This window comes from Carnobacteriaceae bacterium zg-84, assembly GCA_013874835.1.
Taxonomy (GTDB): Bacteria; Bacillota; Bacilli; order Lactobacillales; family Aerococcaceae; genus WM01.
In genome coordinates, this window is sequence record CP059430.1 from 1,576,967 (window position 1) to 1,592,255 (window position 15,289).

A 15,289-nucleotide genomic window follows, 5' to 3' on the forward strand; every position below is an offset into this window, starting at 1 on the left:
TTGTTTTCTATGTATTCAGTTGTCAAAGGTCTTCTTCGAGTACTACCGTACTCTATGGAGAATAGCGGGATCGAACCGCTGTCCTCCTGCGTGCAAAGCAGGCGCTCTCCCAGCTGAGCTAATCCCCCAACCTCTTGATTAGGTCTTTCAACCCTCTCAAAACTAAACAAGACGCCCCTGTTGTGCTTTCCTTCTTTTCCTTAGAAAGGAGGTGATCCAGCCGCACCTTCCGATACGGCTACCTTGTTACGACTTCACCCCAATCATCTATCCCACCTTAGACGGCTAGCTCCTTACGGTTACCCCACCGGCTTCGGGTGTTACAAACTCTCGTGGTGTGACGGGCGGTGTGTACAAGACCCGGGAACGTATTCACCGCAACGTGCTGATTTGCGATTACTAGCGATTCCGGCTTCATGTAGGCGAGTTGCAGCCTACAATCCGAACTGAGAACGGCTTTAAGAGATTCGCTTACCCTCGCGAGTTCGCTGCTCGTTGTACCGTCCATTGTAGCACGTGTGTAGCCCAAGTCATAAGGGGCATGATGATTTGACGTCATCCCCACCTTCCTCCGGTTTGTCACCGGCAGTCTGATTAGAGTGCCCAACTGAATGCTGGCAACTAATCATAAGGGTTGCGCTCGTTGCGGGACTTAACCCAACATCTCACGACACGAGCTGACGACAACCATGCACCACCTGTCACTTTGTCCCCAAAGGGAATTCTCTATCTCTAGAGTGGTCAAAGGATGTCAAGACTTGGTAAGGTTCTTCGCGTTGCTTCGAATTAAACCACATGCTCCACCGCTTGTGCGGGTCCCCGTCAATTCCTTTGAGTTTCAACCTTGCGGTCGTACTCCCCAGGCGGAGTGCTTAATGCGTTAACTACAGCACTGAAAGGTGGAAACCTCCCAACACTTAGCACTCATCGTTTACGGCGTGGACTACCAGGGTATCTAATCCTGTTTGCTCCCCACGCTTTCGAGACTCAGCGTCAGTTACAGACCAGAGAGTCGCCTTCGCCACTGGTGTTCCTCCATATATCTACGCATTCCACCGCTACACATGGAATTCCACTCTCCTCTTCTGCACTCAAGTCCCCCAGTTTCCAATGACCCTCCACGGTTGAGCCGTGGGCTTTCACATCAGACTTAAGGAACCGCCTGCTCTCGCTTTACGCCCAATAAATCCGGACAACGCTTGCCACCTACGTATTACCGCGGCTGCTGGCACGTAGTTAGCCGTGGCTTTCTGGTTAGATACCGTCAATCTCTTAGCAGTTACTCTAAAAGGTGTTCTTTTCTAACAACAGAGTTTTACGATCCGAAAACCTTCTTCACTCACGCGGCGTTGCTCGGTCAGACTTTCGTCCATTGCCGAAGATTCCCTACTGCTGCCTCCCGTAGGAGTTTGGGCCGTGTCTCAGTCCCAATGTGGCCGATCACCCTCTCAGGTCGGCTACGTATCATGGCCTTGGTGAGCCGTTACCTCACCAACTAGCTAATACGCCGCGGGTCCATCCATCAGCGACAGCTTACACCGTCTTTCCCTTGTGTATCATGCGATACACAAGCCTATTGGGTATTAGCAGTCGTTTCCGACTGTTATCCCTATCTGATGGGCAGGTTACCCACGTGTTACTCACCCGTCCGCCGCTAAACTTAGAAAATGCAAGCATCTTCTAAGCTCCGCTCGACTTGCATGTATTAGGCACGCCGCCAGCGTTTGTCCTGAGCCAGGATCAAACTCTCATTAAATATAAAAGTTTTTAAGCTCTTTTTTGCTGACTTATCTTTGGATGTTTCCATCCAGATTTATTGTTTTTGTTTTGACACATCCATTGGATGTTGTCCCTACACATTTGGTTTGTCTTTGTTTAGTTTTCAAAGGGCTGTGTCGACTGTTTCCAGTCGTTTTGTCGTCCCTTGCGACGACTTATACATCATACCAACACACCTTTTTTTTGTCAACACCTTTTTCAAACTTTTTTTTTTTTTTCAAACTTTTTTATTTCCCCGTCAGATCAACGTTTTTGGCACTTATCTCTTTTCTGTTACCATTAACCACTTGTGATTTGTAAGTGAAAAATACATACTTTAAACTGCTATAATTTATATTTTGTTCTTTATAAACAGATATTTTTCAATAAAAATTTACCTTTTTTATCTTTTTACTCCTAATGTAAAAAGAAAAAGTAGACGTACATCTACTTTTTCCAATGTGCTTCTATAAAATCTTCTCGCCCGGATTCTTCATGAGATTGTTTGTAGCGTTCAGGTGATTTTTTATAAAAATCTTGATGATACTCTTCTGCTAAATAAAAGTTTTTAAACGGTTCGATTGCCGTTACAATCGGTTTGTCAAAGCGTCCACTTTCTTCTAGTTTTTTGGAAAGTTCAGCCAATTCTTTTTGATCTTGTGTGTGATAAAAAATAACCGGTCTGTAAGAACTTCCTCTATCAACAAATTGTCCAAAGGCATCCGTTGGATCTGTTAGTTGCCAATAAATGTCTAATAATGTTTCATAAGGCATGATGTCGGCATCAAACTCTATTTGCACAACTTCCGCATGCCCGGTCAGCTGATGTTTAACATCTTCATATTTTGGGTTTTCAACATCTCCACCAGCATATCCTGATACTACTGATATAACGCCTGCTCTTGTGTCAAAAGGTTCTACCATACACCAAAAGCATCCCCCACCAAATGTTGCAATTTGTTTATTCATTATGTACTCCTTTATATTTTTTCGATTTTTTCAATACCACCCATGTATTGCACAAGTGCTTTTGGTACTGTAACACTACCGTCTTCATTTTGGTAATTTTCTAAAATAGCAGCTACAGTACGTCCAACGGCTAGACCAGAGCCATTTAATGTGTGAGCGTAATCTACTTTCCCTGTTTCTTCGTTTCTAAAGCGAATTTTAGCACGACGTGCTTGGAAATCACCACAGTTTGAGCATGAACTAATCTCACGGTATGTGTCTTGCGCAGGAATCCATACTTCTAAGTCGTATGTTTTAGCCGCTGAGAATCCCATGTCGCCTGTGCATAATGCTAATACACGGTATGGTAATTCTAAACCTTTTAAAATAGCTTCTGCATCAACTGTCATTTTTTCTAATTCATCGTATGATGTATCTGGATGAGAGAATTTAACCATTTCAACTTTATGGAATTGGTGCAAGCGAATCAATCCTCTTGTATCACGTCCCGCACTTCCTGCTTCTGAACGGAATGATGGGCTTAACGCCGTGAAGTACACTGGTAATTGTGTTTCTTTTAAAATTTCATCACGATAATAATTTGTTAAAGGTACTTCTGCTGTTGGAATCAATGTCAAATCACGTTCATCTGTTAACTGGAACACATCTTCTTTAAACTTAGGAAATTGTCCTGTCCCAAACATTGATGCTGCATTCACAATGTAAGGTGTTACCATTTCTGTGTATCCTTGTTCATAAATATGCATGTCTAACATATAGTTGTAGCACGCACGTTCTAATCGAGCACCCAGCCCTTTATAGAATACAAATCGACTACCTGATACTTTTGCTCCTCTTTCAAAGTCTAAAATACCTAAATTTTCTGCAACTTCCCAGTGGGCTTTTGGTTCAAAACCAAATGTTTTCGGTGTTCCCCAGCGACGTACTTCCACATTATCTTGTTCATCAGCTCCTACAGGCACACTACTATGAGGCATGTTTGGAATACGTACGAGCATATCTGTTAATTCTTCTTCGATGACAGCTAATCGTTCATCAATCGTTTTGATTTTCTCTCCAACTTCTTTCATTTCAGCGATTTTATCATCAGCATTTTCTTTGTTACGTTTTAGTTGTGCAATCAATTCTGATACTTCATTACGATGTTTTTTTAAATCTTCTGTTTGGACAATCAGTTCGCGACGTTCTTCGTCTAAGGCAATCAATGTATCAAAAATTTGTTCTTCGACACCTCTTGTTTTCCCTAGCTCTTTAAAAGTGGTCACATCTTCTCTAATTTGTTTAATATCTAACATATTTTTTCTTCCTTTCTTTTTCGTTTTTGTTGTTTTGATTAAAATGCAAAAAATCCATTTCGTCCGTTGTCTTAGACAAGGGACGAAATGGATTGATTTCGCGGTACCACCCAGTTTCAAAGTAGTCATATCTACTTTGCACTCAACGGGATTTAACGGTCCCAAGCGAAACAATTTAGTCATATATAAATATGTTTTCAAAGTTTTGTTTTGATGTGTGGATTCACTATATCTCTTTACTAGTTCACAACAACCACTAGCTTTCTGAAAAAGATTCTATAATTACTAGTCACATCACATTTGATTTATTTGTTCTTATTATATAAAACCGTCATTGTATTTTCAATATTTTTTAATGATTTTTTTAAAATAATTCTGAAAAATCAATATCCTCTAAAGTGGTAGATTGATTCGTTTGAATTTGCATTGTTCTAAAATCAAAATATTGGTTCGGTGTTAAACGTACAATGACATTCACTTGTTCTGTATAAAAATTTGGTGTTTTTCTTTTCCAAGCAAACTCAAAAAAGAACGATGCAATGTCAGTAGACGTCACTTGGTCATATCCTAAACAGTGAAATTGTTTAGCTTTTAGTTGAAACCACTCTTCTAATATCATGTTTACTCTGCCGTTGTTTCTTCTTCAACTTCAACATCATCACGTGGTTGTAAGTCTTCTACTGAAACAGTTGAGGTTGAAACAACACGTCCGATCGCACGGCGTTCAAATGTTAAATACACACCTTCACAATCAAGAACGACTGTATCGTCGTTTAATTCTTCTACAACTCCATGTAAACCACCGATTGTGACAATTTCAGTTCCTTTTTGAATTGAATTCATCATTTCTTGCATTGCTTGCATACGTTTTTTTTGTGTTCTTGACATGAAAAACATCATACCACCAACAATAATAATCATTGGTAAAAAATTTAATAATCCTTCCATTTTTATGCTCCTTTAGAAATTTTTAGGGTTTTCTACATTTAGTCCATACTCTTCAAAAAATGCTTGCTTAAATTCAAGCAAATTATCGTCCATGATGGCTTGTCTTACTTGTTTCATCAAATTTAACAAGAAATACAAATTATGATAACTTGTTAGGCGTAATCCAAATGTTTCATCTGCTTTAAACAAATGACGGACGTACGCTCTTGTGTAGTTTCTACATGTGTAACATTGGCATTTTTCGTCAATCGGTCTGAAATCACGTTCGTAAACAGCGTTTTTGACAACTAGGCGTCCTTTACTTGTCATGCATGTTCCATTTCTTGCGATACGTGTTGGTAATACGCAGTCGAACATGTCTACACCACGAATGACACCGTCAATCAATGCGTCGGGAGAACCAACACCCATTAAGTAACGTGGTTTATTTTCAGGCATGACGGGTGTTAAGTAATCTAACACATCATTCATTTCTTGCTTTGATTCACCTACGGATAAACCGCCGATGGAATATCCGGGAAAATCAAGTCCTATCATGTCTTTTGCATGTTGTAAACGTAAATCTTTATAACCGGCACCTTGCAAAATACCAAACAATCCTTGTCTATCTGGATTAGCATGGGCTTTCAGTCCACGTTCAGCCCATCTTGTTGTACGGTTAATCGATTTTTCAACATAGTCATGACTTTCATAAAATGGTGGGCATTCATCAAAACTCATCATAATATCTGGACCAAGTTTATTTTGAATATTGATTGCTTTTTCTGGCGATAAAAACATTTTAGAACCGTTTAAATGATTTCTAAAGTGTACACCTTCTTCTGTGATTTTTCTCATATCACTTAGTGAGAACACTTGGAAACCACCTGAATCGGTTAAAATACCTTGATTCCAGTTCATGAATTTGTGTAAACCACCTGCTTGTTCAACAATATCTTCTCCTGGTCTTAACCATAGATGATATGTGTTGCTTAGAATGATGCCAGCACCCATTTCTTTTAGTTCTTCTGGTGCTATACTTTTCACAGTCGCTAATGTCCCAACAGGCATGAACATGGGTGTTGGAAACGTCCCGTGAGGTGTAATGATTTCTCCTAATCTAGCACCTGTATGTTTTTCTTTTTTTATTAAACGATATTTAATCGCTGGTTCACTCATTTTATCTCTTTCCTAACTCTTCTAATAATAATGTATTCACAATAGTCGGATTCGCTTTTCCTTTTGTTTGTTTCATAATTTGTCCAACAAGGAAGCCAACCGCTCTATCTTTACCATTTTTGAAGTCTTCAATAGATTGCGCATTGTTATCTAAAATACTTTGAATAACAGGACGCAATACTGATGGATCACTTAATTGTACTAAGCCATTTTGTTCCACAACTTCTTTGGCATTACCACCTTTTTCTGCAAGTAATTTAAAGACAGTTTTTCCTAATTTAGAAGAAATTGTACCATCTTCAATTAACTGAATCATTCCAGCTAAGTTTTGAGGAGTTAGTTGAATAGTTGACAATTCTAGTTTAGCAGTATTTAAATAAGCTGAAACATCTCCCATTAACCAGTTAGATGCTTGTTTTGGATCTGCACCTTCTTGCACAGTTGCTTCAAAGAAGTCTGACATTTCTTTTGTTAAAGTTAAGACCATTGCGTCATATTCAGGTAATCCATATTCAGCAACATATCTTTGACGTCGTTTTGCAGGCATTTCTGGGATGCTTTGGCGTACCGTTTCCACCCATTCATCTGAAATAGATAGATGTGGTAAATCTGGTTCTGGGAAGTAACGATAATCACTCGCTCCCTCTTTAACACGCATAAGCACCGTTTCTCCTGTTGCTTCATCGTAACGTCTTGTTTCTTGTTGAATAACACCACCAGAACGCAATACTTTTGCTTGACGTTTTTCTTCAAAAATTAGTCCTTTACGTACATTATTGAACGAATTTAAGTTTTTCAATTCTGTCTTTGTTCCAAACTCTTTTTGTCCGTAAGGTCGAATGGAAATATTCGCATCACATCTCATAGATCCTTCTTCCATTTTTACATCAGAAACACCGGTGTATAAAATAATTTGTCTTAATGCTTCTAAATAAGCATAAGCTTCTTCTGGTGAACGTAGATCAGCTTCAGATACAATTTCCACCAATGGAACACCTTGACGATTTAAGTCTACGTACGAATAGCCGTCTGTACCATGCGTGTTTTTCCCTGCATCCTCTTCTAAGTGCAAACGTTCAATACGGATTTTTTTCTTTTCACCTTTTACATCAATCTCAATCCAACCATCATGTCCTATTGGATAGTCGAACTGTGAAATTTGATAAGCCTTTGGATTATCTGGATAAAAATAGTTTTTACGGTCAAATTTTGTTTCTTGAGATATTTGGCAATTTAATGCTAGTGCAGCACGCATACCAAATTCTACTGCTTGTTTATTCAATGTTGGTAAAACACCTGGGTATCCCCAGTCAACCACATTTGTATTTGTATTCGGTTCTGCTCCAAAATGAGCCGGTGTTGGAGAGAACATTTTAGAATCTGTTTTTAATTCAACATGAACTTCAAGTCCAATTACTGTTTCAAAATTCATTTTTTACTCTCCTTATAGTACTGGTTTTTGTTTATAGTATTGTGTTTCTGTTTCAAATGCTTGTGCCACTTGATACAATGTTACTTCATCATAGTAACGACCAATTAACTGCATACCAATTGGTAATCCATTTTTATCAAAACCTGCTGGCATAGATAAAGCTGGAACACCCGCTAAGTTTACTGGTACAGTTAATAAATCTGCCATGTACATAGCGATAGGATCATCTAAATGCTCTCCAATACCAAAGGCTGTTGTCGTTGTTGTTGGTCCTAAGATAACATCGTATTTTTCAAAAACATCTTCAAAGTCTTGTTTAATCAATGTTCTAATCTGACCTGCTTTTTTAAAGTAAGCATCGTAATAACCAGAACTTAATGAAAATGTTCCTAACATAATACGACGTTTTACTTCTGTTCCAAAACCTTCCGAACGGCTGTTGACATAAACATCTTCTAAATTAGATACATTTTCAGAACGATACCCATAGCGAATACCGTCAAAACGTTGTAAATTAGATGATGCTTCAGATGAAGCAATAATATAATATGCTGGAATACCATATTTAGAATGCGGTAAACTCACTTCTTCTACAATGGCACCTAATTGTCTATATATATCCGCCGCTTTTAAAATACTTTCACGAATTTCTTTGCTAATACCCTCTTGTAAATATTCTGTTGGTAAAGCAATGCGTAATCCTTTAACACTTGTTGTTAATTTTTCAGAAAAATCCGGAACAGATAAAGCAGACGATGTAGAATCATGTTTATCTACTCCACTAATCGTTTGTAAAACAAGTGCATTGTCTTTAACCGTATGCGTCATTGGACCAATTTGATCTAAACTTGATGCAAATGCAATTAAACCATAGCGAGATACACGTCCATATGTTGGTTTCATTCCGATCAAGTTCGTGAATGCTGCTGGTTGACGGATACTCCCTCCTGTATCAGACCCTAGAGATGCTGGTACTTCTAAAGAGGCAACCGCCGCTGCAGAACCACCAGAAGAACCACCAGGAATTTTAGTTAAATCATATGGATTTTTTGTTTTGGCAAAGTACGATGTTTCTGTACTTCCACCCATGGCAAATTCATCCATATTTAATTTTCCGATTGTCACAGCACCCGCATGATTTAATTTTTCCATAACTGTCGCATTATAAATTGGTACAAAATCTTCTAGCATACGACTTGCTGCCGTTGTTTTTAAACCTTTTGTAACGATATTATCTTTAATACCAATTGGTAAGCCTTGCAAGGTAAAGTTATCTTTATCATACCCTTTTTCATCACTTTGTTTTGCTTGCTCTAAGGCTTGTTCTTTGTTTAACGCTAAAAATGCCTCAACTTTTCCGTCCACTTGTGCAATTCTATCGAAAGCACGTTCTGTCAATTCGACAGATGTGATCTCTTTATTGGCTAGAGCTGTATGCATCTCATATAATGTTTCAAACATTATGCGTCACCTCCACCTTCTATCATTGCAGGTACTTTAATGAACCCATCTGCACCATGTGGAACATTTTCAAACAACTCTGTTCTATCGGTTCCTTGTTCTGCAATATCTTCTCTAAATACATTTACAACGGGATACCCATGTGTTGTAACAGGTACACCTGTTGTATCGACTTCGTTTAATTGTTCAACCATGTCAATGATATTACTTAATTTTTCAGTAAATCCTACTATTTCATTCTCTTTAAAAGACAATTTTGCTAGCTTGGCAACATGGTACACATCTTTTTCTGTAATCGCCATTAAATTCTTCCTTTCGATAGTTATACAAAATATAGTATACCATAAGTATTTTAGAAACACGAAACCAAAATACTTTATTTATCGTAAAATATGAGAAAATCCTCACAAAGAGAGGAGATTACTCTCTTTGTGAGGATTTTTTATCTGATAAGTAGTTTTCGATTGATTATATAATAAATAGCTATTAACAAAGCATTCATACCGACTAAAAACACAGTCATATGAATAGCATTCATCACACCGTGTTGTATATCAAATAATATTATCATCCATTTTAACAACACTTCATGATAGTTCACTTCAGAACCAATAAAACCTATACCAAAACTAATGATAAGCAATGTATAAAATAAATAGTTACCGAATTTCACATATAAACTTCCCATTAAAATAGACACCATGGCAATTAAAAATGCTTCAAAAACTAAAATGACAACACCGCTAAATATGTACGTATGATGATAAACGGCACCATCTACATATATACGGATACCTAAGTTTTTTAAAAGGAAGCCACTCACAACGACTAGTATAGACATGGTCATAATCATGGCTATTGCCACTAATAGCGTTGAGAAAAAGAGTTGTTTTCTTGTATATTGATTTCTCAACAAAAACTCAAAATAAGTTGCTACATTGTATCCTATAAAAAAAATACCTATTCCTAAAATACTCACAATATCTATTGTGAAATCTTGTAAGTAGTATCCTACTAAAAAATAAGAAATTAAAGCGAGCGCACTTAATATACTCGATATTATTAGACTTATCTTTAATAGTTTAAGGAACTGAAAGAGGAATAATTGCTGTAGTTTCATACTTATTCTCCTTTATTTCATCACTATTTTTTTATTGATAGCTGCATTTATAAACATAAAACACGCAATCAATCCAAATACAATTTCGACAAGATTAAATGCATGAAAGGCTCCATTTTGAAAACCTGTTAAGCGAATGACTAAAATTACGATTGATTCTTTAAAAAAATACATGAGAATTTCGAGACTAACCGGTAAAGTAAACCACAGTATAACCGCTATTATCACAACTATTTTTTTATTGAATTTTAAATAGAGAAGCCCGATTAGCATACCAATTTGTGTCATCAAAATACCTAAACCAATATAAAATACTTTATCCAAAAAACCAAAAGTATTATAAAAAGAAAGAGCACTTTCATACGGACTAAGTTTATGTAAAGAAAACGCCAGTTGTTCAAAAATCAAATTTTGTGCATACATCATACAAGCCATGATACAAAATGTCGTACAAAAACTAATGTAGATTTGTTTTCGAGTGAATTGATTTGTTAAGAAAAAGGAATAATATTTTATCATTGTAGCACTTGCTATCAGTAATACCGTAATAGAAGTAGTACTCACTGATTTTAATGGAAAAGGAAAAGCAACAATTAACAATGTGAATAAATAAACAAATATGACACTCATTCCATAGAATATTTGTTTTAAAAGAAACTTGCTTGGTGCATGATATACCATCTTAAACAACTCCTTTATCTGTTAATTTCACAAATATTTTTTGTAAGTTAATTGCTGAAACAGTTAGTGTTTCAGGTAAATCATCTTCTACTGTACCTAATATATAAGCAACACTCAATGCTCCTATTGTGTCAATGTCTAAAACATTTTTACCAGCTGCATACTGTTGAACATCTTGTGTGTTTCCAGATATACTATATCCTCGTTCTAATAATGTATCGACATCTTCATCAAGGAGCACTCTTCCTTTATCAATAATAACAACGTGCTCTACCACATGTGCAATTTCTTCAATTAAATGTGTAGCAATAATAATGGTATGTGGTCTATCTTCATATCCTTGTAATAAAAGTTTATAAAATAATTCACGGTGATTGGCGTCTAATCCTAAAATAGGCTCATCATAAATAACATACGGCACATGATTGTTCATAGCTAAGACTAATTTCAAAATCGTTTGGTAACCTGTAGAAAGTTTAGAAGCTTTTTCTTGAGAGGTAGTCCAAATAATTCTGCATGTTTTAAAGCTTTTTCTTTATCAAAATTAAGATGAAACTGCTGTGTCCAATGTAAAATTTCTTTGACTTTCATATCTTTGGGAAAAGTTGCCTCAGCACTCATGATATAAACATCTTTTAAAACATTCGCATTTTCTGTTAGCACTTCATTGTCGAGTAGTACAGTTCCCTCATCTGCAAATAATTGATTTGTAATAATTTTCATTAGTGTAGATTTACCAGCACCATTTCTACCTAATAAAGCATAAATTTTATCTTCTTGAAAAGTCATACTGACATTCTCTAATACAATAGATTTACCAAAATGTTTTTTTATATTTTTTACTTGAATACTATTCATGAGCAAATCCCTCCTTAATGACTGCAACAACTTCTTCTTGTGTCATGTTTAATTTTTTTGCTTCTTCGATAAACTGTTTTAATAATTTTTCTTTAAATATATCTTTTCTTTTTTCACGAATTTTGTCTTGAGCACCTATTTTTACAAACATTCCCATTCCCCTTTTTTTATACAATATGTCTTCTTCAACAAGTTTATTCATGCCTTTTAATACGGTATGTGGATTGATAGACAAAGATACCGACAATTCTGTAGTTGAGGGAACTTGTTGTTCTTCTTTTATGACACCCGTAAAAATTAAATTTTCTAACTGTTCTGCTATTTGCAAAAAAATTGGAATATTACTCGTTGGATTGATTTGCATATTGGACTCCTTTCTTTTTATTTATCACCCGTTCATTAGTTAGTCACTTAACTAACTAACCGTTTAACTAATTGTAGAATAGAAACTATAGTATGTCAATAGAAAAACAGTGGTTGACCCAATTATGATTTTTTGGGTCAACCACTGTAAAAGATTTATTAGTGCAACACAACGGAATGAAATACTGTTTCGCCTTGTTTTTTATGAATAACGGCTTCTGTTCCACGAACAGATTCGACTTTGATTTTAACGTTGAGATTACTTGCGCTATATGCATTTGCTTTTTCAACTAAAAATTGTGTTAAAGCAATCATTTCAGACTGTCCATAAAATTGTGTTGTCACGGTTATATTCAATTCACTCATTGTGCCGTCAATAAATGTTGCTTCCCCTACAATCCCATTTAAGTTAGGGAAGAAGCTTTCAACAGATTTTTTAAAAGTAGAGAAAACACTGACATCATCTGTTTTATCATTATCTAAGGGAAATAGACGTTTTTCAACATTTACTGGTTTCCATTCAGATAAAGACACACCTGATTTAGATACGGCATAAGATAAGTACGAACCTCGTGAGGCGCCGTTATCAATAGATTGTTTGAATAAACCAATAAGGATAGGGATATTTCCCATGCCTTCTTTCGTTCTAATACGTTCAACAATTTTTGTTGCTGCTTCTTTTCCTAATTCTAATAAATTATTGTCCGATAATAGTGTATCGTTTACTTGCGGATTTAAGGCAATACCAATACTAACACCATTTAACTCATATCCATTATCTACTAAAAGCATATAATCCTGTTCTAAAATAGTTGAGATAGCTTTAGGTGTGTTAGATTTATTTAATCCATCTGGATTTTCTCCATTTTGAACTTGTAACCATTTTTGGATATCTTGATTTGGTAGGTATTGACCTTCTAAAAAATAATATTGATTCGCAGGAAATTGTATTTTAGATAAGTCAGTCAATCCTACTTCAAATTCAGCAATATTGACTGGTGTTAATAATGTCAATGATGCTCCTCTTGTTTTTGATGTCGGATATTTCCCGTCTAATAATATCATTTTATAGTCATTAGCATTATCACTATTATTTGTCACAACAACATTTCCTTCATCGGAGACTTTTTGTGTTTGAGGTGTACTGTTATTTTTAGCACATCCAACAAGGACAAAAAGAAACGCAATTAGCAGTGCTCTTTTATAAAATTTCACTCATTATCCACCTATACTTTCTATATGTTCTTCAATTAAACGATGTAAATCATCTTCACTCCATACTAAAATATTTAGCGCTTTTGCTTTTTCTAACTTACTACCGGCATCTTCTCCTGCAATGACAATATCTGTTTTAGCAGATACACTTCCTGTCACTTTTCCACCTAATTTAACAATGTACTCAGACGCCTGTGTTCTTGTGAAACGTTCTAATTTCCCTGTTAAAACAACTGTTTTATCTGTTAGGACACTTTGTGCAACATCTGACTTTTGAATACCTGTATACGTCATATTCACATGTGCTTTTTCTAGTTTCTCTAATAATACATGCACTTCTGGAAGTTTAAAATATGTCACAACGCTTTCTGCAATAACCATACCTATGCCATCAATCGCAACTAATTCTTCGATGGTGGCTTGTCGCAAAGCTTGTATACTCCCAAAAGCACTTGATAATTGTTGTGCTTGTTTACTACCAACATGACGAATACCTAATCCAAATAATAATTTTTCCATTGAGTGATGACGACTATTGTCGATAGACGTTAATAAATTAGTTGCTGTTTTTTCTTGTACTTTATCCAATTCTAATAATTGTTCAAGTGTCAAATAGTATAAGTCTGCAACATCTTCAATCAAATGTGCATCAAATATTTTTGCACTGATTTTTGTACCCATACCTAATATTGCCATGGCTTGTCGTGAAACGAAGTGGGAAACACCTTCTTTAATTTGAGCAGCACAGTGTGGATTGATACAACGCAAAGCTACTTCATCTTGTAAATGAACAAGTTGACTTTGACATTCTGGACAATGTGTAGGTATATCGTATACCACTGATTGTTTCGGTCTTTTTTCTAATAGTACGGTTTTAATTTCAGGTATAATATCGCCTGCTTTATGTAAGATAACAGTATCCCCTAGACGAATATCTTTTTCTTTCAATAAGTCAACATTATGCAAACTGGCACGTTGCACAGTTGAACCTGCAACAAAAACAGGTTCCATAATGGCTGTTGGCGTCACAACGCCTGTTCTGCCGACAGTCCATTGAATATCGAGTATTTTTGTTTGCACTTCTTCTGCCGGAAATTTATAGGCAATCGCCCATTTTGGAGCTTTTACTGTATAACCTATTTCTTCTCGTTGTTGGAAATCATTGACTTTAATGACAATACCATCAATATCATACGGTAAATTTTGTCGTTCTTGGCTAATCGTTTCTATGTATGACCAAACATCATCAATCGAACGATATATTTTTGTTTCTGGATTAATTTTTAAACCAACTTGTTTTAATGCTTGTAACAATTGTTCTTGTGTGTCAATACTAGGAATATCTCCACCATATAGGAATACATCTAATTGCCTTTTTGCCGTAATGGCACTGTCCAACTGTCTAAGACTTCCCGCTGCTGCATTGCGTGGATTGGCAAAAATTGGCTCTCCTAATAATTCACGTTGTTCATTTAAAGAAACAAATGCACTTTTAGGCATAAAACATTCTCCACGTGCCTCTAATGTGATATTTTCTTGCAACTTTAAAGGAATAGATGAAATGGTTTTTAAATTTTGCGTAATGTCTTCGCCAATGCGCCCATCTCCTCTTGTTGCTCCCGTCACGAATTTTCCATTAACATATTTTAACGAGATAGCTAAACCATCAATTTTCAACTCACAAGTGTAGGCAACTTCTTGATGAATACTATCTTTTATACGTTTGTCAAATTGTATTAAGTCTTCTTTACTAAAAGCATTTGACAAGCTTAACATCGGTGTATCATGCTCTATTTTTTGAAAACCTTGTAAAATCACACCTCCTACTTTTTGTGTAGGGGAGTCTTCTGTTATAAATTCTGGATTCTCTTTTTCTAACGCCACTAATTCTTTGTATAAAGCATCATAATCAGAGTCACTTATTGTTGGATTATCTAAAACATAATATTGATAATTATGTTTTTGTATCACCGTCCGTAGCTCTTCAATACGTTTTTTTGCTATTTGATTAGCCATTGTATACTCCTCGTC

At 36.0% G+C, this 15,289-nt stretch carries 13 protein-coding genes, 1 tRNA gene, 1 rRNA gene, 1 pseudogene and 1 other annotated feature; all 16 genes and pseudogenes read right to left on the minus strand.

The window, feature by feature from the left end; genetic code table 11:
• Positions 1–55: 55 nt before the first annotated feature.
• Positions 56–128: transfer RNA gene (locus tag H1220_07470), tRNA-Ala, on the minus strand.
• A 68-nt stretch (positions 129–196) separates the two neighbouring features.
• Positions 197–1,756: ribosomal RNA gene (locus H1220_07475) — 16S ribosomal RNA — on the minus strand.
• Positions 1,757–2,205: 449 nt separating this feature from the next.
• Positions 2,206–2,727, minus strand: coding sequence for a peptide-methionine (S)-S-oxide reductase MsrA (gene msrA, locus H1220_07480; protein ID QMI85524.1), 522 nt, complete (start codon positions 2,725–2,727; stop codon positions 2,206–2,208).
• A gap of 11 nt (positions 2,728–2,738) precedes the next feature.
• Positions 2,739–4,022 carry a serine--tRNA ligase gene (gene serS / locus H1220_07485; GenBank protein ID QMI85525.1) on the minus strand — a complete coding sequence of 428 codons (1,284 nt, stop codon included), beginning with the start codon at positions 4,020–4,022 and terminating at the stop codon, positions 2,739–2,741.
• 75 nt (positions 4,023–4,097) lie between these two features.
• Positions 4,098–4,326 (minus strand) — a binding site (T-box leader).
• A gap of 60 nt (positions 4,327–4,386) precedes the next feature.
• On the minus strand, positions 4,387–4,641 hold the full coding sequence (locus tag H1220_07490; protein QMI85526.1) for a hypothetical protein: 255 nt from the start codon (positions 4,639–4,641) through the stop codon (positions 4,387–4,389).
• A 2-nt stretch (positions 4,642–4,643) separates the two neighbouring features.
• Positions 4,644–4,970 (minus strand): preprotein translocase subunit YajC, encoded by a 327-nt coding sequence (yajC, locus tag H1220_07495; protein QMI85527.1) that lies wholly within the window; start codon positions 4,968–4,970, stop codon positions 4,644–4,646.
• Positions 4,971–4,982: 12 nt separating this feature from the next.
• On the minus strand, positions 4,983–6,128 hold the full coding sequence (gene tgt, locus H1220_07500) for a tRNA guanosine(34) transglycosylase Tgt (protein ID QMI85528.1): 1,146 nt from the start codon (positions 6,126–6,128) through the stop codon (positions 4,983–4,985).
• A 1-nt stretch (position 6,129) separates the two neighbouring features.
• Positions 6,130–7,560 carry an Asp-tRNA(Asn)/Glu-tRNA(Gln) amidotransferase subunit GatB gene (gene gatB, locus H1220_07505; GenBank protein ID QMI85529.1) on the minus strand — a complete coding sequence of 477 codons (1,431 nt, stop codon included), beginning with the start codon at positions 7,558–7,560 and terminating at the stop codon, positions 6,130–6,132.
• A 12-nt stretch (positions 7,561–7,572) separates the two neighbouring features.
• A complete protein-coding gene (gene gatA, locus H1220_07510) occupies positions 7,573–9,021 on the minus strand; it encodes an Asp-tRNA(Asn)/Glu-tRNA(Gln) amidotransferase subunit GatA (protein QMI85530.1) in 1,449 nt (482 codons plus the stop codon).
• Entirely contained in the window at positions 9,021–9,323 is a 303-nt protein-coding gene (gatC, locus tag H1220_07515) for an Asp-tRNA(Asn)/Glu-tRNA(Gln) amidotransferase subunit GatC (GenBank protein QMI85531.1), read from the minus strand. The genes gatA and gatC overlap by 1 nt, the downstream gene beginning before the upstream one ends.
• 140 nt (positions 9,324–9,463) lie before the next feature.
• Positions 9,464–10,141 carry a hypothetical protein gene (locus H1220_07520; protein QMI85532.1) on the minus strand — a complete coding sequence of 226 codons (678 nt, stop codon included), beginning with the start codon at positions 10,139–10,141 and terminating at the stop codon, positions 9,464–9,466.
• Between the two features lie 12 nt (positions 10,142–10,153).
• Positions 10,154–10,822, minus strand: a complete 669-nt coding sequence (locus H1220_07525) for a hypothetical protein (protein ID QMI85533.1) — start codon at positions 10,820–10,822, stop codon at positions 10,154–10,156.
• A gap of 1 nt (position 10,823) precedes the next feature.
• Positions 10,824–11,680: pseudogene (locus tag H1220_07530) on the minus strand (ABC transporter ATP-binding protein).
• Positions 11,673–12,044: a GntR family transcriptional regulator gene (locus H1220_07535; GenBank protein QMI85534.1), complete on the minus strand. Its 372-nt coding sequence runs from the start codon at positions 12,042–12,044 to the stop codon at positions 11,673–11,675. Before H1220_07535 ends, H1220_07530 begins: the two are co-directional and overlap by 8 nt.
• Before the next feature lie 158 nt (positions 12,045–12,202).
• A complete protein-coding gene (locus tag H1220_07540; protein ID QMI85535.1) occupies positions 12,203–13,258 on the minus strand; it encodes a CamS family sex pheromone protein in 1,056 nt (351 codons plus the stop codon).
• Between the two features lie 3 nt (positions 13,259–13,261).
• Complete coding sequence (gene ligA, locus H1220_07545; GenBank protein ID QMI85536.1) at positions 13,262–15,274, minus strand: NAD-dependent DNA ligase LigA; 2,013 nt, start codon at positions 15,272–15,274, stop codon at positions 13,262–13,264.
• Positions 15,275–15,289 lie beyond the last annotated feature (15 nt).

Excerpts from the sequence above, each read along its gene's own strand:
- msrA (QMI85524.1), bottom strand. The coding sequence starts at position 2,727 with ATGAATAAACAAATTGCAACATTTGGTGGGGGATGCTTTTGGTGTATG.
- serS (QMI85525.1), bottom strand. The coding sequence starts at position 4,022 with ATGTTAGATATTAAACAAATTAGAGAAGATGTGACCACTTTTAAAGAG.
- H1220_07490 (QMI85526.1), bottom strand. The coding sequence starts at position 4,641 with ATGATATTAGAAGAGTGGTTTCAACTAAAAGCTAAACAATTTCACTGT.
- yajC (QMI85527.1), bottom strand. The coding sequence starts at position 4,970 with ATGGAAGGATTATTAAATTTTTTACCAATGATTATTATTGTTGGTGGT.
- tgt (QMI85528.1), bottom strand. The coding sequence starts at position 6,128 with ATGAGTGAACCAGCGATTAAATATCGTTTAATAAAAAAAGAAAAACAT.
- gatB (QMI85529.1), bottom strand. The coding sequence starts at position 7,560 with ATGAATTTTGAAACAGTAATTGGACTTGAAGTTCATGTTGAATTAAAA.
- gatA (QMI85530.1), bottom strand. The coding sequence starts at position 9,021 with ATGTTTGAAACATTATATGAGATGCATACAGCTCTAGCCAATAAAGAG.
- gatC (QMI85531.1), bottom strand. The coding sequence starts at position 9,323 with ATGGCGATTACAGAAAAAGATGTGTACCATGTTGCCAAGCTAGCAAAA.
- H1220_07520 (QMI85532.1), bottom strand. The coding sequence starts at position 10,141 with ATGAAACTACAGCAATTATTCCTCTTTCAGTTCCTTAAACTATTAAAG.
- H1220_07525 (QMI85533.1), bottom strand. The coding sequence starts at position 10,822 with ATGGTATATCATGCACCAAGCAAGTTTCTTTTAAAACAAATATTCTAT.
- H1220_07535 (QMI85534.1), bottom strand. The coding sequence starts at position 12,044 with ATGCAAATCAATCCAACGAGTAATATTCCAATTTTTTTGCAAATAGCA.
- ligA (QMI85536.1), bottom strand. The coding sequence starts at position 15,274 with ATGGCTAATCAAATAGCAAAAAAACGTATTGAAGAGCTACGGACGGTG.